The sequence below is a fragment of the Amycolatopsis acidicola genome (genome assembly GCF_007713735.2).
Taxonomy (GTDB): Bacteria; Actinomycetota; Actinomycetes; order Mycobacteriales; family Pseudonocardiaceae; genus Amycolatopsis_E; species Amycolatopsis_E acidicola.
This window is the reverse complement of sequence record NZ_VMNW02000065.1, coordinates 36,849-51,784: the sequence shown is the minus strand read 5'-3', so window position 1 is coordinate 51,784 and position 14,936 is coordinate 36,849. Positions and strand designations below refer to the sequence as shown.

The 14,936-nt window shown below is 71.2% G+C and carries 16 protein-coding genes; 9 read left to right on the top strand and 7 right to left on the bottom strand.

The window, feature by feature from the left end:
* Positions 1–161 precede the first annotated feature (161 nt).
* The 3 genes from acnA to FPZ12_RS32005 form a co-directional block, all read right to left on the bottom strand.
* Positions 162–2,972, bottom strand: a complete 2,811-nt coding sequence (gene acnA, locus FPZ12_RS32015) for an aconitate hydratase AcnA (protein WP_144749881.1) — start codon at positions 2,970–2,972, stop codon at positions 162–164.
* A gap of 200 nt (positions 2,973–3,172) precedes the next feature.
* The gene (locus FPZ12_RS32010; protein WP_243770136.1) at positions 3,173–4,684 is read right to left on the bottom strand and encodes a flagellar basal body protein FliL; all 1,512 of its coding nucleotides are present in this window, start codon (positions 4,682–4,684) and stop codon (positions 3,173–3,175) included.
* A complete protein-coding gene (locus FPZ12_RS32005; RefSeq protein ID WP_208026094.1) occupies positions 4,681–5,148 on the bottom strand; it encodes a hypothetical protein in 468 nt (155 codons plus the stop codon). The genes FPZ12_RS32010 and FPZ12_RS32005 overlap by 4 nt, the downstream gene beginning before the upstream one ends.
* Before the next feature lie 172 nt (positions 5,149–5,320).
* On the opposite strand from FPZ12_RS32005, the gene FPZ12_RS32000 reads away from it, so the two are divergent.
* Complete coding sequence (locus tag FPZ12_RS32000) at positions 5,321–6,655, top strand: C40 family peptidase (RefSeq protein WP_144749879.1); 1,335 nt, start codon at positions 5,321–5,323, stop codon at positions 6,653–6,655.
* Positions 6,656–6,748: 93 nt separating this feature from the next.
* Here the strand turns inward: FPZ12_RS32000 and FPZ12_RS31995 are convergent, their stop codons facing one another.
* The 3 genes from FPZ12_RS31995 to FPZ12_RS31985 all read right to left on the bottom strand — a co-directional run bounded on the left by FPZ12_RS31995 (position 6,749) and on the right by FPZ12_RS31985 (position 8,831).
* Complete coding sequence (locus tag FPZ12_RS31995) at positions 6,749–7,393, bottom strand: dihydrofolate reductase family protein (RefSeq protein WP_144749877.1); 645 nt, start codon at positions 7,391–7,393, stop codon at positions 6,749–6,751.
* 62 nt (positions 7,394–7,455) lie between these two features.
* Complete coding sequence (locus tag FPZ12_RS31990; protein WP_144749875.1) at positions 7,456–8,037, bottom strand: nuclear transport factor 2 family protein; 582 nt, start codon at positions 8,035–8,037, stop codon at positions 7,456–7,458.
* Positions 8,034–8,831, bottom strand: a complete 798-nt coding sequence (locus FPZ12_RS31985; RefSeq protein WP_243770135.1) for an amidohydrolase family protein — start codon at positions 8,829–8,831, stop codon at positions 8,034–8,036. The genes FPZ12_RS31990 and FPZ12_RS31985 overlap by 4 nt, the downstream gene beginning before the upstream one ends.
* A gap of 91 nt (positions 8,832–8,922) precedes the next feature.
* Here FPZ12_RS31985 and FPZ12_RS46670 point away from each other — a divergent pair, with 91 nt between their 5' ends.
* The 8 genes from FPZ12_RS46670 to FPZ12_RS31950 all read left to right on the top strand — a co-directional run bounded on the left by FPZ12_RS46670 (position 8,923) and on the right by FPZ12_RS31950 (position 14,414).
* Positions 8,923–9,174: a hypothetical protein gene (locus FPZ12_RS46670; RefSeq protein WP_243770134.1), complete on the top strand. Its 252-nt coding sequence runs from the start codon at positions 8,923–8,925 to the stop codon at positions 9,172–9,174.
* 10 nt (positions 9,175–9,184) lie between these two features.
* Entirely contained in the window at positions 9,185–9,712 is a 528-nt protein-coding gene (locus FPZ12_RS31980; RefSeq protein WP_243770133.1) for a PaaI family thioesterase, read from the top strand.
* 81 nt (positions 9,713–9,793) lie between these two features.
* Positions 9,794–10,168 carry a VOC family protein gene (locus tag FPZ12_RS31975; protein ID WP_144749871.1) on the top strand — a complete coding sequence of 125 codons (375 nt, stop codon included), beginning with the start codon at positions 9,794–9,796 and terminating at the stop codon, positions 10,166–10,168.
* Between the two features lie 30 nt (positions 10,169–10,198).
* The gene (gene mobA, locus FPZ12_RS31970; protein WP_144749869.1) at positions 10,199–10,777 is read left to right on the top strand and encodes a molybdenum cofactor guanylyltransferase; all 579 of its coding nucleotides are present in this window, start codon (positions 10,199–10,201) and stop codon (positions 10,775–10,777) included.
* A gap of 54 nt (positions 10,778–10,831) precedes the next feature.
* Entirely contained in the window at positions 10,832–11,902 is a 1,071-nt protein-coding gene (locus tag FPZ12_RS31965; RefSeq protein WP_144749867.1) for an AAA family ATPase, read from the top strand.
* On the top strand, positions 11,903–12,844 hold the full coding sequence (locus FPZ12_RS31960; protein WP_144749865.1) for a DUF58 domain-containing protein: 942 nt from the start codon (positions 11,903–11,905) through the stop codon (positions 12,842–12,844).
* Positions 12,841–13,821, top strand: coding sequence for a VWA domain-containing protein (locus FPZ12_RS31955; RefSeq protein WP_144749863.1), 981 nt, complete (start codon positions 12,841–12,843; stop codon positions 13,819–13,821). The genes FPZ12_RS31960 and FPZ12_RS31955 overlap by 4 nt, the downstream gene beginning before the upstream one ends.
* A gap of 20 nt (positions 13,822–13,841) precedes the next feature.
* Positions 13,842–14,414 carry a DUF5655 domain-containing protein gene (locus tag FPZ12_RS31950; protein WP_144749861.1) on the top strand — a complete coding sequence of 191 codons (573 nt, stop codon included), beginning with the start codon at positions 13,842–13,844 and terminating at the stop codon, positions 14,412–14,414.
* On the opposite strand, the gene FPZ12_RS31945 is transcribed toward FPZ12_RS31950, so the two are convergent.
* Positions 14,404–14,868 carry a tRNA (cytidine(34)-2'-O)-methyltransferase gene (locus FPZ12_RS31945; RefSeq protein WP_144749859.1) on the bottom strand — a complete coding sequence of 155 codons (465 nt, stop codon included), beginning with the start codon at positions 14,866–14,868 and terminating at the stop codon, positions 14,404–14,406. The genes FPZ12_RS31950 and FPZ12_RS31945 overlap by 11 nt on opposite strands.
* Positions 14,869–14,936 lie beyond the last annotated feature (68 nt).

Sequence of the window (14,936 nt, the reverse complement as noted above, 5' to 3'; positions counted from 1 at the left end):
GTGCGGGAGCGGCGAACTCGCCAGCGCGAGTGGCCAACACGCCGACGGGAGGGGCAAACTCGCCAACGGGAGCGGCCAACTCGCCGACGCCAGCGGCCAACACGCGAAAAGCGCCGCGGGCCCCCGTGCGGGAGCCCGCGGCGCTTTCGGTCCGGAACGCCTCAGGCGTTGGTCATCTTGCGCAGCACGTACTGCAGGATGCCGCCGTTGCGGTAGTAGTCCGCCTCACCGGGGGTGTCGATGCGGACGACCGCGTCGAACTCCACCTTCGAGCCGTCGCCCTTGGTCGCGGTGACGTGCACCGTCCGCGGGGTCTCGCCCTCGTTCAGCTTGGTGATGCCCGAGATGTCGAAGGTCTCCGTGCCGTCGAGGCCCAGCGACGAGGCCGACTCGCCCTCCGGGAACTGCAGCGGGATCACGCCCATGCCGATCAGGTTCGACCGGTGGATGCGCTCGAACGACTCGGTGATCACCGCGCGCACGCCCAGCAGCGAGGTGCCCTTGGCCGCCCAGTCACGCGACGAGCCCGAGCCGTACTCCTTGCCGCCCAGCACGACCAGCGGGATGCCGGCCTTCGCGTAGTTCTGCGCGGCGTCGTAGATGAACGCCTGCGGGGCGCCTTCCTGGGTGAAGTCGCGGGTGTAGCCGCCCTGCACGTCGTCCAGCAGCTGGTTGCGCAGCCGGATGTTGGCGAAGGTGCCGCGGATCATCACCTCGTGGTTCCCGCGCCGGGAGCCGTAGGAGTTGAAGTCCTTGCGGTCGATGCCGTGCGCGGTCAGGTACTGCCCGGCCGGGCTGTCGGCCTTGATCGCGCCTGCGGGCGAGATGTGGTCGGTGGTCACCGAGTCACCCAGCTTGGCCAGCACGCGCGCGCCGGAGATGTCCTCCACCGGCGACGGCTCGGCCCGCATGCCCTCGAAGTACGGGGGCTTCCGGACGTAGGTGGACTCCGCGTCCCAGGCGAAGGTCTGGCCCTCCGGGGTGGGCAGCGACTTCCAGCGCTCGCCGCCGTCGAACACGTCGGCGTAGTCCTTGGTGAACATCTCCTGCGTGATCGCGTGGTCGATCGTCTGCTGGATCTCCTGCGGGGAGGGCCAGATGTCGCGCAGGAACACGTTGTTGCCGTCGGTGTCCTGGCCGAGGGGCTGCTCTTCGAAGTCGAAGTCCATCGTGCCGGCGAGCGCGTACGCGATGACCAGCGGCGGCGAGGCCAGGTAGTTCATCTTGACGTCGGGGTTGATCCGGCCCTCGAAGTTCCGGTTGCCCGAGAGCACCGAGACCACGGTGAGGTCGTTCTCCTGCACCGCCGCGGAGATCTCCTCCGGCAGCGGGCCCGAGTTGCCGATGCAGGTGGTGCAGCCGTAGCCGACCAGGTGGTAGCCCAGCTTCTCCAGGTACGGCCAGAGGCCGGCCTTGTCGTAGTAGTTGGTGACGACCTGCGAGCCGGGGGCCATCGAGGTCTTCACCCACGGCTTGACCGAAAGGCCCTTCTCCACCGCGTTGCGGGCCAGCAGGGCGGCGCCCAGCATGACCGACGGGTTGGAGGTGTTGGTGCAGGAGGTGATCGAGGCGATCACGACGGCGCCGTGGTCCAGCACGAACTCGCCGCGCTCCTCGGACTTCACGGTGACCGGCTTCGACGGGCGGCCCGAGGCGCCGTTCGCCGCGGAGTGCACCGGCGCCGCGTCCTCGTCCGCGAACGACAGCGCGGGGGAGTCGCTGGCCGGGAAGGACTCCTCGACCTTCTCGTCGACCTTGGTGTGCGGAGCCGGGTACTGCTCCTCCACGTAGTCGTGCACCGACTTGCGGAACGAGGACTTCGCGTCGGTCAGCTCGATGCGGTCCTGCGGGCGCTTCGGCCCGGCGATCGACGGGACGACCGTCGAGAGGTCCAGCTCGAGGTACTCCGAGTACGTGGCCTCGTGCGACGGGTCGTGCCAGAGGCCCTGCTCCTTGGCGTACGCCTCGACGAGCGCGAGCTGCTCGGGGGAGCGGCCGGTGAGCTTCAGGTACCGCAGGGTCTCCTCGTCGATCGGGAAGATCGCCGCGGTGGAGCCGAACTCGGGGCTCATGTTGCCGATGGTGGCGCGGTTGGCCAGCGGCACGGCGCCGACGCTCTCGCCGTAGAACTCGACGAACTTGCCGACCACGCCGTGGCGGCGCAGCATCTCGGTGATCGTCAGCACGACGTCGGTGGCGGTCACGCCCGCCGGGATCTCGCCGGTCAGCTTGAAGCCGACGACCCGCGGGATGAGCATCGACACCGGCTGGCCGAGCATCGCGGCCTCGGCCTCGATGCCGCCGACGCCCCAGCCCAGCACGCCGAGGCCGTTGACCATGGTGGTGTGCGAGTCGGTGCCCACGACGGTGTCCGGGTACGCCTGGCCGCCACGGGACATCACGGTGCGGGCCAGGTACTCGATGTTGACCTGGTGCACGATGCCGGTGCCGGGCGGGACGACCTTGAACTCGTCGAAGGCGCCCTGGCCCCAGCGCAGGAACTGGTAGCGCTCGCGGTTGCGCTCGTACTCGATCTCGACGTTGCGCTCGAAGGCGTCCGCGCGGCCGAACACGTCGATGATCACCGAGTGGTCGATGACCAGCTCGGCCGGGGCGAGCGGGTTGACCTTGTCCGGGTCGCCGCCCAGGTCGGTCACCGCCTCGCGCATGGTGGCGAGGTCCACCACGCACGGCACGCCGGTGAAGTCCTGCATGACCACGCGGGCCGGGGTGAACTGGATCTCGATCGACGGATCGGCGTTCGCATCCCAGTTGCCGAGCGCGCGGATGTGCTCGGCCGTGATGTTCGCGCCGTCCTCGGTACGCAGCAGGTTCTCGAGCAGGATCTTCAGGCTGTAGGGCAGGCGGCCGGCGCCCTCGACCTTGTCGAGGCGGAACACCTCGTAGGAGGCGTCGCCCACCACGAGGGTGTCGCGGGCGCCGAAGCTGTCCTTGCTGGCAGGTGCGGTCACGTCAAATCTCCAGGGCGTGGACGCCGCCGCGCGGTGTGCTCGCCGCGGTGTCCCGGTCGTCAGTTTCGGGTGTGTAAGGCGAGTCTGGCGCACACGCGTGCGGTCCGCAGACGCGGGGACGGCGCAGGCTCCCTCCAGCCCAAACAGTACGCTTGTCCTTTTTTGAGGGCAAGCACGACACGCCCTGGGAGCGGTGTGACCTACCTGGCGGCGCGCAGGAGCGCGGTGATGTCACCCGGCTGCAGCGCGCGCAGCACCGTGACGCCCTGCTCGACGAGCGTGCGCAGCGGGCTCACGTAGTACTTCCCGCCGGATTCGGTGACGATCACGCCGACGCCCTGGGCCAGCACCCCGGCGGACAGGTGCTCCAGCACCTGCTCGACGGAGCCGGGCAGCGACGACCCGGCCTCGTCCGCCAGCTGCTCGGCGAGATCCTGCGCGCACAGCGACCGGGACTCGCCCTCGACGGTGGCCTCGTAGCAGGAGCCGTTCTTCTTGAACGAGTAGGTCTCGCCGTCGGGGCCCTGCACCACGAGCGAGGTGAGCGTGGCCCGCGTGCCACCGTCCACAGTGGAGCTTTCGGTCTGCAGGTCGACCACCTTGGCACCACTGGGCTCGGCGTCGGAGCCCAGCGCGTCGACGATCGCGGGGCCCGCGTCGTGCAGCACCGCCATCTCGTCCGGTGGCAGCAGTTCGATCACCCGCCGTACGTCGGCGTCGAGCACCGCCTGCACGGTCTCCTTCACCGCGTCGTTCACCGAGCCGGCGCCGTTCGCGGGGATCGAGGTGGACGGCCACTTCTGGCCGGACTCCTGCAGCGCGTAGTCGGCGATCGTGTACAGCAGGCTCGGGTACCACTCGCCGTCGACCTGCACGGTCGCGATGCGGATCGGCTCGCCGCTCTGGCGGACTTCCTGGCCGATGTCGATGGTCTCGGTCTCCGGGCCGGAGCTGTCGAGCCCGCCCGGCACGGCGTCGAGGAACCCCTTGGCCAGGGGGAGCTGGGTCGGGTCACCGGTGACGGTGATCGTGCCGCCGGTGAGCTTGGTGATGGTCACGTGGTCGTTGACCTGCTCGGCGCCGGCCTCGTCGAACGTCAGGTTGGCGGTGCTGATCTTCAGGCCGCTGAGCTTGTTCGGGTCCGCGGAGGCGTCGAGCACCTGGAGGCGCTTCAGCTCGTCGGTCACCGCCTGCACGGGATCGGTGAACATCGACGCTTCGGCCGGGGCCAGGCTGCCCAGCACCCCGACCACGTCGGCGTTGCCCAGCGAACTGGCCAGCGTGAGCGCCGCTTCGGTGGGGGTGTCGGAACCGCCGCTGCTCTGCGACAGGGCGATCCACGTGGCGCCGCCGCCGACCGCGACGACGAGCGCCGCGACGAGACCGATGATCAGCCCACGCCGGCGCGGACGCCGGGGCTGCCGCGGCGGGTACCCGGGCTGCGGGTGGTAGGGCTGGGTCTGCGGCCACTGCCCGGTGGGCTGCTGCCACTGCTGCGGCGTCGGCTGCTGCTGCCACTGCTGCTGTGCCCATTGGCCGGTGGGCTGCTGCGGTTGCTGCCATTGACCGGTGGGCTGCTGGGGTTGCTGCCATGCGTCCCCGGGCTGCGGGGGTCGCTGCCACTGGTCCGCGGGCTGCTGCCCTGGCTGCTGTCCCTGCTGCCAGCCCTCGGGCCGGTCGGACCACGGGTCGTGCGGGCCTGGAGTGCTCACGGTCGTCCCCCTCTTCTCGAATACACCGGCTTGCGGGTGCGCCTCGGGCCGGCCACCAGTCCGCCGAGTGCTCCGGCCAGCGCGACGACCGCTCCGGCCAGCGTCGTGGCGGGGCCGGTCGCGGTGATCCCGACCAGCCCACCGCCGCTTTGGACGAGCGCGAGCAGCGCGATGGTTCCCACGGATATCGCGAACAGCGTGGTCAACGTTGCACCCGTCCTGCGGAAACCCAGCACGAGCAGCCCCGCGCAGAGCGCCGCCAGCAGCGGGACCGCGATCCAGCCGCGCAGCATCGCGGCGGCGAACCCGTTGTGCAGCAGCGAAAGCCGGCCGGCGAGGCCCGCGGCCTGGTAGCTGTGCCGCTGCACGTTCCCGGAGTGGAACCAGGGCAGGAACGTGCCCGCGAGCAGGACGGCCAGTCCGGTCGTCGTCGCGAGCAGGGTGATCAGCCGGGCGGCGCGCATGGCGGGGGCTCCTCGGGCTCGGGATCTCAGGGGTGTGACGCCGGAAACGGTGAAAAGGGTCCCCCGAACGGGGAATTGTTGCTCTGGTGATGCAAGTGTCACGTGGTGTATCTGGTACACCTGTGACAGGAGTGTCTCGGGCGGCACCCGTGTCTGAGGGGAAGGCGGAGCTGTGACCAGGCGAAACCGGGCGTCGAGGTGGGTGGCCGTCGTCGCTTTGGCCCTCGCGGGCGTCTTCGGTACGGCCGGCACCGCGAGCGCCGTCCCGCCCCCGCCGCCCAACCCCAGTGACAACGAGATCAGCTCCAGCCAGGCCGAGGCCAACGCGAAGGCGGGCCAGGTCGGGCAGCTGACCAACCAGCTCGCCGAGGCCGAGTCCCGGCTGTCGGACCTGCAGGCCGACGTCGAACTGAAGATGGAACAGGCCAACAAGGCCCTGGTCGACCAGCAGACCGCGGAGGACGCCGCCAGCCAGGCCCAGGCTGACGCGGACGCCGCGCGCCGCGAGTCCGACGCCGCCGCGGGCCAGATCGAGGCCGCCCGCCAGCAGCTCGACGCGTTCATCGCGGGCAGCTTCCAGCAGGGCAGCACGATGGGCTCCATCTCGGCGTACATGGGGTCGACCAGCCCGAAGGACATGCTCGCCCGCGCGCAGCTGCTGTCCTCGGTCAGCGGCAGCCAGCTCAACGCGCTTCAGATGATGCAGCAGGCGCAGACCGAGAAGTCCAACAAGGACGCGGCGGCCAGGGCGGCGCTGGAGGTCGCGCAGCAGAAGCAGGCGGCGGCCGAGCAGGCGAAGCGCAACGCCGATTCGGCGCAGGAAGCCGCGGAACAGGCCCAGCAGGGCCAGGCCGCGCGCACGGCCGAGCTGCAGTCGAGCAGGGACAGCGTCGAGCAGGCGCTTTACCAGGCGCAGCAACAGGTTTCGGGTCTGCAGGGGCAGCGGCAGCGCTACCAGGACTGGCTCGCGCAGAAGCAGCGTGAGGACGAGGCGCGCGCCCAGCAGGCCGCGCTCGCCGCGAGCAAGAACACCGGCGGCAGCAACGGTGGTGGCGGCGGTTCCGTCAAGCCGGCCACCGGCGCGACCGGGTCGATCGTCGAACGGGCGATCGCCAGGGCGATGTCGCAGCTGGGCATGCCGTACGCGTGGGGCGGCGGCAACGCCAGCGGGCCCACGCGCGGCATCCGGGACGGCGGGGTGGCCGACTCCTACGGCGACTACCGCAAGATCGGCTTCGACTGTTCCGGCCTGATGGTCTACGCCTACGGCGGCGCGGTGTCGCTCCCGCACTACAGCGGCTACCAGTACACCTCGGGGCGGCAGGTGCCGCTTTCCCAGATGCGGCGCGGAGACCTGCTGTTCTACGGGCGCAGCGGCATCCACCACGTGACCATGTACCTGGGCAACGGGATGATGATCGAGGCACCCGAATCCGGGATGGTGGTACGGGTGACCGCGGTCCGCTACGGCGACATCCTCCCGTACGCCACCCGCCTCGTCGGCTAGCCGGAACCCGGCCCAGACGGCGCGCGCTCGAGTCCTCGCGCGCCGCCCGGGCACCTCCGCTCAGAGCAAGGGGGAGCTACCGGCCCCGCCCGGTCACTTCCGCCAGAAGAAGTGGTGCGTGACGCCACTGCGGCTGGGCACCACGTCGACCTCGAACCGGTCACGCAGTTCGTCGGGCGACTTCCACAACCGCACGCCGTGCCCGAGCTCCACCTGCGACACGGCCACATGCAGGGTGTCGACGAGGTCGGCGTCGAGGAACTCGCGGATCGTCGTGGCGCCGCCACCGAGCCGGACATCCTTGCCCCGCGCGGCTTCCTTCGCCCGCTCGAGCACCGACGCGGGGTCGCCGTCGACGAAGTGGAACGTCGTCTCACCGAGGCTGAACGACGGGCGCGGGTGGTGCGTCAGCACGAATACCGGCGTCCGGAACGGCGGCTCGTCGCCCCACCAGCCGGTCCAGCTCTCGTCGGCCCACGGGCCGCGGAGCGGGCTGAACTTGTTGCGCCCCATGATCTCCGCGCCGATGTTGCGGTCGTAGTCGCGGGTGATGTAGTCGTCCAGCCCCCGGCTGCCGCCCGGTTCGGTGCGCATCGGCCAGCTCGCCGTGGCCCCGGCCCACACGAACAGCTCGCCGGGATCGGCGTGGCCGAACGGCCGCTCGAGGCTCTGGTCCTCCCCGGCGCCGAAACCGTCACGGGAGACGGTGAAGTTCTGGACTCTGAGTAGCTGACCCACTGGGTTCCTCCTGATGCCGTGCTGACAGTACAGAGACTCCCCGGGCCGGGCCGACTCATCGGTCAGCCGTTGAGCCAGACGCGGGCTTCATCGTAGAAGCGGGCGGTTTCACCCGGCCGGTCGTCTCCATAGAGGTCGTCGCCGACCGGATAACCTCGACACGAGAACACGTACGAAAGGAACCGGTACGGCGCGCGGAACTGCTCCACGTCCGCCGGGCCCACGTCGAGGGTGACACCGGGATGTACGGGCGCGAGGGTGTCGCGTTCGTACACCGGGTCGAGCGCCATCACCAGCCAGCGCCCGCCGCGCCGCTCCACGCGGTAGTTGAGCCGCGCCGCCGAAGTGAGGTCCACCTCGACGCCGTCGAGCGAGGTGCGCATCTCGATCAGCGAAGGCAGTTCGACCAGCGCCCGCTCGCCCCGCCGATGCACCGCCGGCGGCGAAAGCCGGTGTACGGCGGTGTCGCCGCGCGCGGACATCCGCTCCGAGGCGGCCACGAAATCCGGGCCGCTGCCGCGGAACCAGCTGAGCCGGACGGTGGCCTCTTCGGCGAAGCAGGCGCGCATCTGGTCCCACCAGCCCCGGTCCCTGCCTTGGCGCTCCCGCAGGACGAGCTGCGTGATTTCGGTGGTCTCGCTCATGAATCCCCTTCAGGCGTGACGGGCCGTCCGGCGCACCAGACCTGCCGGATCGCGCGGGCGGCGGTGACATCGGCGGCAGGATCACCGTCGACGAGGACGAGATCGGCGCGCAGGCCGGGTGCCACCGCGCCCCGGTCGGTGAGGCCGAACGCGCGGGCGGGCAGCACGGTCGCCGCGCGCAGGATCTCCACGGCGCCGAGCCCGGCCTTGGTGAGTAGTTCGAGTTCCCGGTGCAGGCTTTCCCCGTGTGGCACGAGGAACGGCGCGCCCGGCTGGGCGTTGGCGTCGGTCCCGGCGAGGATCTCGACCCCGGCGCGGTGCAGCGCGGCGACGTTGTCCACCGCCACGGTGGCGGGCGCGCCACGATGGGCCAGCACGCCTTCCATCATCGTGAGCGTCGGTATGGCGGTCTGGCCCGCGGAGCGCATCTTCGCGATCGTCTCGTCCGGGATGGGCCCGTTCACCGGCACGTGCGTCACGAACTCCGCGCCCGAATCCACGGCCAGCATGTAGGCGCCGACGGTCGCGGCGTGCACGACCGTCTTGAGCCTGTGCTCGCGCGCGGCCGCGACTAGGGCCTGCAGCGTCTCGGCGGACGGGCCGCCGTCTCCCGGCGCTTCGGCTACGCCCTTGATGTAGTCGACGCCTTCGGCAACGCGCGCCTCGACGTGAGCGCGCGCTTCGGCAGGTGTCGTCACAATCGCTTCGGGCGGCATCCCCGGCATCCGGGCGTGGTTCCCGCCCGGCCCGATCGCGGGCGCGCCCGGGGTGCGGAAGTCGGCCGCGCCGGGCACCGCGGCGCGCGACCCGCTCCGGTGGCCAGCACGCCATGTCGAGCCCGGTGGTCACACCCCAGGAAGCCAAGGCGCGCAACGTTTCCGCGCCGTGCAGGTGGACGTGGGCGTCGATGAGACCGGGCAGCAGCACCGCGCCGGACGCGTCGATCTCGTGCGCTCCCGAGGCATCGGTGCCGAGTACGTCGCCGTCGATGACGACCGTGCGGGCTTCGGTGACGCGCTCGCCGTCGAAGACACGGACGCCGGTCAGCGCGGTTCTGGTGATCACGTCCGCCAAACTGGCACTCCCGGCCGCATCACGGCAACTCGGCGCCGCGGAATTGTCGGGGTGCGCGGTTAAAGTCCGGCCCGTGCAGCAGAGAACAGGCCCGTTCTGGGATTTCCTCGCGGGCCGCGTCCCACCTCCGCCCGCGGCGCGCACGCTCGGCTGGGAGCTGGAGTCGGTCGAGCCCGAAGCGGGCACGATCGCGGTGCGGTTCACCGCGGGCCCGGAATTCCTGAACCCGTGGGGAAAAGTCCAGGGCGGCTTCCTCGCTGCCATGCTGGACGACACGCTCGGCGCGGCGCTCGTCGCCACGCTGGGCCCGGGGGAGTCGGCACCGACGCTGGAGCTGAAGGTGAACTACCTGCGCCCGGCCGGGCCCGGCGTGCTCCACGGGCGCGGCCGCGTCGTGCATCGCACCGGCTCGACCGGTTTCCTCGCGGGCGAACTGGTGGACGACGAGGGGAGGGAGCTCGCCACGGCAACGGCCACCGCGCGGATCTTCCGATCCCGGCAATTCCGTTGCGGCCCGCGCCGCGGACCGCCTAACCTGGAAGCCATGATCACCGGGATGGCGCCGAGCCTCGCACGGAAAGGCGACCCGGTGGACGACTGACGCCCCGGCCGCGTGGACCTCCCCCGGCGGTGTGCGAACACCGCCGAGAAACCAGGTTCACCACCACGCCGAGGAGCAGTCATGTCAGCCACCTTCAACCACACCATCATCGCCAGCACGGACAAGCACGCGTCCGCGCGGTTCTACCGCGAGCTGCTGGAGGCGGCGGAGGCGCCGTCCTGGGGCCCGTTCGCCAACATCCGGCTCGCCGACGGCGTGCTGCTGCAGTTCGCCGAGCCACCGGCGGAAATCCAGCCGCAGCACTACGCCTTCCTCGTCGACGACGAGTTGTTCGACCGGGCCTACGCGCGCCTGCGCGACGAGGGCATCGAACACTGGGCCGACCCGCGGCGGACGCGCCCGGGGGAGACCAACACCGAGCACGGCGGGCGCGGGGTTTACTTCCCCGACCCGTCGGGGCACGGGCTGGAGATGATCACGCGGCCCTACCTGTAGTGCCCGCCCGTCACCCCTTAGCCTGGGGAGATGGCTGAGCTCGCCGGGATCGTGCTGGCCGGTGGCGCCGCCCGCCGGCTGTCCGGAGTGGACAAACCGATGCTCGAGATCGGCGGAAAACCGTTGCTGCGCAAGGTGATCGACGCGCTCGCGGGCGCCTCGCCGGTCATCGTGGTCGGCCCCGAGCGGGCCGCGATCACCGGCGTGCGCTGGGCGCGGGAGGAGCCGCCGGGCGGCGGCCCCGTGGCGGCGCTCGCCGCGGGGCTCGCCGTGCTGCCACCGGAAGTGGGGACGGTGGCTGTGCTGGCAGGGGATCTCGCGGCCGTGCGCCCCTCCACAGTGGACAGGCTGGCGGCCGCGGCCGAGGGCGCCGAAGGGGCGCTGCTCGTCGATCCGGACGGGCGCGAGCAATGGCTGATCGGCGTATGGCGGGCCGGCCCGCTGCGCGCCGCCATGCCCGCGCGGACGGCGAATTCCTCACTGCGCCAAGTGTTCGGCGCGCTGGAGTACCGCACCGTCCCGGCCGGACACGGGGAGAGCGAGGACATCGACACCCCGGATGACCTCGGCCGCCACCGGGACAGCTCACAGCCCTCACACCGGCCGTGAGGTTGACTACCGATACGGTCGCAGGAGGACGCGAACGTGAACGAGGAGGGAACCGTGACCGAGCCCGGCTACGCCGCCGACGGCACGAACGGGCAGCAGGCCGCGACCCCGGCCCGCGACGGCCAGCTGCTGGAACGCACCGTGTTCGAGGTCAAGCGGGTGATCGTCGGACAGGACAGGCTGGTGGAGCGGCTGCTGGTGGGCCTGCTGGCCAAGGGGCACCTGCTGCTGGAGGGCGTGCCCGGCGTGGCGAAGACCCTCGCGGTGGAGACGGTGGCGCGCGTCGTGGGCGGCACGTTCTCGCGGGTGCAGTTCACCCCCGACCTCGTCCCCGCGGACATCCTCGGCACCCGGATCTACCGCCAGGGCAGTGAGAAGTTCGACGTCGAGCTGGGCCCGGTGGTGGCCAACTTCGTGCTCGCGGACGAGATCAACCGCGCACCGGCCAAGGTGCAGTCGGCGATGCTCGAGGTGATGGCCGAGCGGCACGTGTCCATCGGGGGCAAGACCTTCCCGATGCCCGACCCGTTCCTCGTGCTGGCCACCCAGAACCCGATCGAGAACGAGGGCGTGTACCCGCTGCCCGAAGCCCAGCGCGACCGGTTCCTGTTCAAGATCGTCGTGGACTACCCCACGGCCGAGGAGGAGCGGGAGATCATCTACCGGATGGGCGTCGCCGCGCCGGAGCCGCACGAGGTGCTCAGCCCGGCCGAGCTGGTCCGGCTGCAGCAGGTGGCGTCGAACGTCTTCGTGCACCACGCGCTGGTCGACTACGTGGTGCGGCTCGTGCTGACCACCCGCACCCCGGCCGAGCACGGGCTCACCGACGTCGCGGGCTGGGTCTCCTACGGTGCCTCGCCCCGCGCGAGCCTCGGCATCATCGCCGCGGCGCGCGCCCTCGCGCTCGTCCGCGGCCGGGATTACGTGCTCCCGCAGGACGTGGTGGACGTGGTGCCGGACGTGCTGCGGCACCGGCTGGTGCTCTCCTACGACGCGCTGGCCGACGCGGTCCCGCTGGACCACATCATCAACCGGGTCCTGCAGACGGTGCCGCTGCCGCAGGTGTCCGCCCGGCCGCAGGGCGGCCCCGGCCAGCCCGTCTCGATGGGGGCACCGGGGCGGTAAGTGACTGACAAGAACGAGAAGCGGCCGCCGTGGGCCCCGCCGATCCTGCGGGGCGACCGGCTCGAAGCGGGCCTGCGCCAGCTGGAGCTGGACGTGCGGCGCCGGCTGGACGGGCTGCTGCAGGGCAACCATCTCGGCCTGGTGCCGGGCCCCGGTTCGGAGCCGGGGGAGGCTCGCCCGTACCAGCCCGGTGACGACGTCCGCCGGATGGACTGGGCGGTCACCGCCCGCACCACCGTCCCGCACATCCGGGAGACGGTGGCCGATCGCGAACTGGAGACGTGGGTGGCCGCGGACCTGTCGGCGAGCCTCGACTTCGGCACGGCGCTGAGCGAAAAGCGGGATCTGGCGCTGTGCGCGGTCGCCGCGATCGCGTACCTCACCGGGGGCGGCGGCAACAGGCTGGGCGCCATCCTGTCCAACGGCGCGGAGACGGTCCGCATCCCCGCGCGCGGCGGCCGGGCGCACGCCCGCAGCCTGCTGCGCAAGTTCGCGCAGATGCCGCGCGCGGCCGAAGGCACCCGGGGTGACCTGGCGGCCATCATCGAGCAGCTGCGGCGCCCGCCCCGGCGGCGCGGGCTCGTCGTGGTGGTCTCGGACTTCCTCGGCGGTACCGAGTGGCAGAGGCCGCTGCGGGCGCTGTCCGCGCGGCACGAGCTGATGGCGGTCGAGGTGCTCGACCCGCGGGACATCGACCTGCCGGAGGTCGGCACCGTCGTCCTCGCCGACCCGGAAACGGGGAAACAGCGCGAAGTGCACGCTTCGGCCTTGCTGCGCCGCGAGTTCGCCGCCGCCGCGCAGGCCCATCGCGATCAGGTCGCCCGCGCGCTGCGCCAGGCCGGTGCCGCGCATCTGGTGCTGCGCACGGATTCCGACTGGGTCGCCGACACCGTCCGCTTCGTGGTGGCCCGTAAGCGCCGCTGGTCTGGGGGAGCCGCGTGAGTCTGAGCGGGTTCAGTGCCCCGTGGTGGTTCCTGCTGTTCATCGTGGTGGCGGCCGTCGTGGCCGGCTACGTGCTGGTGCAGCGGGCGCGCCGCAAGCGCACCCTGCGTTTCGCGAACCTGGCGCTGCTGGACAAGGTCGCCCCGCGCGCGCAGGGCTGGCCGCGGCACGTGCCGGCGGCGTTGCTGATCGTCGCGCTCATCCTGCTCACCGTGGGCCTGGCCGGGCCCACCGCCGAGCAGAAGGTGCCGCGCAACCGGGCCACCGTGATGCTGGTGATCGACGTGTCGCTGTCGATGGAGGCCACCGACGTCAAGCCCACCCGGATCAAGGCGGCGCAGGACGCGGCGAACTCCTTCGCCAGGGCGCTCACCCCGGGCATCAACCTGGGGCTGGTGTCCTTCGCGGGCACGGCGACGGTGCTCGTCGCGCCCACCACGGAACGGCAGAACGTGGTCACCGCGATCGACGGGCTGAAACTGGCCCAGTCCACCGCCACCGGCGAGGGGATCTACGCGGCGCTGCAGTCGATCGACGGGTTCTCGTCGATGGTCGGCGGGGCCGACGGGCCGCCGCCGGCGCGGATCGTGCTGATGAGTGACGGCAAGCAGACGGTGCCCGAGGACCTCTACGCGCCGCGCGGCGCGTTCACCGCGGCGCAGGAGGCGAAGAAGCAGCAGGTGCCGATCTCCACGATCTCCTTCGGCACCAACCACGGCAGCGTCACCATCGACGGCCGCGAGGTCCCGGTGGACGTCGACGACGGTTCCCTGCAGGAGGTCGCGCGGCTGTCCGGCGGGGACTTCTACCAGGCGGGCTCGGCCGAGCAGCTCAAGCAGGTCTACGACGACCTCGGCGAGCAGATCGGATACGAGCTCAAGGAAGCGGACGCGAGCAAGCCGTGGTTCGTGCTCGGCACGCTGTGTCTCATCGTCGCCGCGGGCAGCTCGCTGTTCATCGGCCAGCGCCTGCCCTGAGCAGGCTCTAGCCTGGGCCGATGGTCGAGGTCACGGCGTGGGAACGGATGCGGAGCTGGTCCGCGGAGCTGCTCGAGCGGCGCACCGGCGAAGGCGTCGACGAGTGGAATCGCCGCGTCGCGGGGACGGGCATCGGCACTGAGGCCGAGCTGCGTGAGTGGCTCGCGGGCCAGGGCGTCACCGGGTACGCGCAGATGCTGCTGGTGATGGAACGCTTCGGGTACCCGGATTTCCTGACCGCGGACGCGAGCGCGCTCGTCGACGGTCAGTACGCCGACAGGCCCGCGCTGCGCCCGGTTTACGACAAGGTGGTCGCGCTCGCCGCGGCGCTCGACGAGGTCGAGGTCGGCGCCCGCAAGACCTACGTCACGCTGTCCACGCCGCGCCGCAAGTTCGCCGTCGTCAAGGCCACCACCAAAACCCGCGTCGATCTCGGCCTGCGGCTCGACGGGATCGAGACCACGGGCAGGCTCGAGTCGCCGCAGGTGCTGCGCGACGACGCGCTCACGGCCCGGATTCCCTTGCAGGCGCCCGAGGACGTGGACGAAGAGGTCGCGGACTGGCTCGCCCGCGCGGCCGAGCTCAGCCGCTGAACGCGAACCCGTGCTGGCGCCACGCCTCGTAGATCGCGATGGACGTGGTGTTGGCGAGGTTCAGTGATCGCGACCCCGGCCGCATCGGCAGCTTGACGCTGTCGGTGATCTCCGGCGCCGCCAGCACCTCCGGGGGCAGGCCGACCGACTCGGGGCCGAACATCAGCACATCACCGGACTGGTAGGCGACATCGGTGTACCAGCGCTTCGCGTGCGCGGTGAACGCGTACACGTTCGCGGGCAGCAACGCCTCCCACGCCGAGGCCAGATCGGGGTGCACCCGCACGTGCGCGAGGTCGTGGTAATCGAGCCCGGCGCGGCGCAAATGCTTGTCCTCGAAGGCGAAACCCAGCGGCTCGACCAGGTGCAGCTCCACCCCGGTGTTGGCGGACAGCCGGATCGCGTTGCCCGTGTTGGGCGGGATCTCGGGGCGGTAGAACAGAACGCGGAACATCCTGCTGCTCTTCTTCCCTTCACCTGGAAGTGGATCTTAAGTCGGGCCGTGGACACTTCGGGCGCACA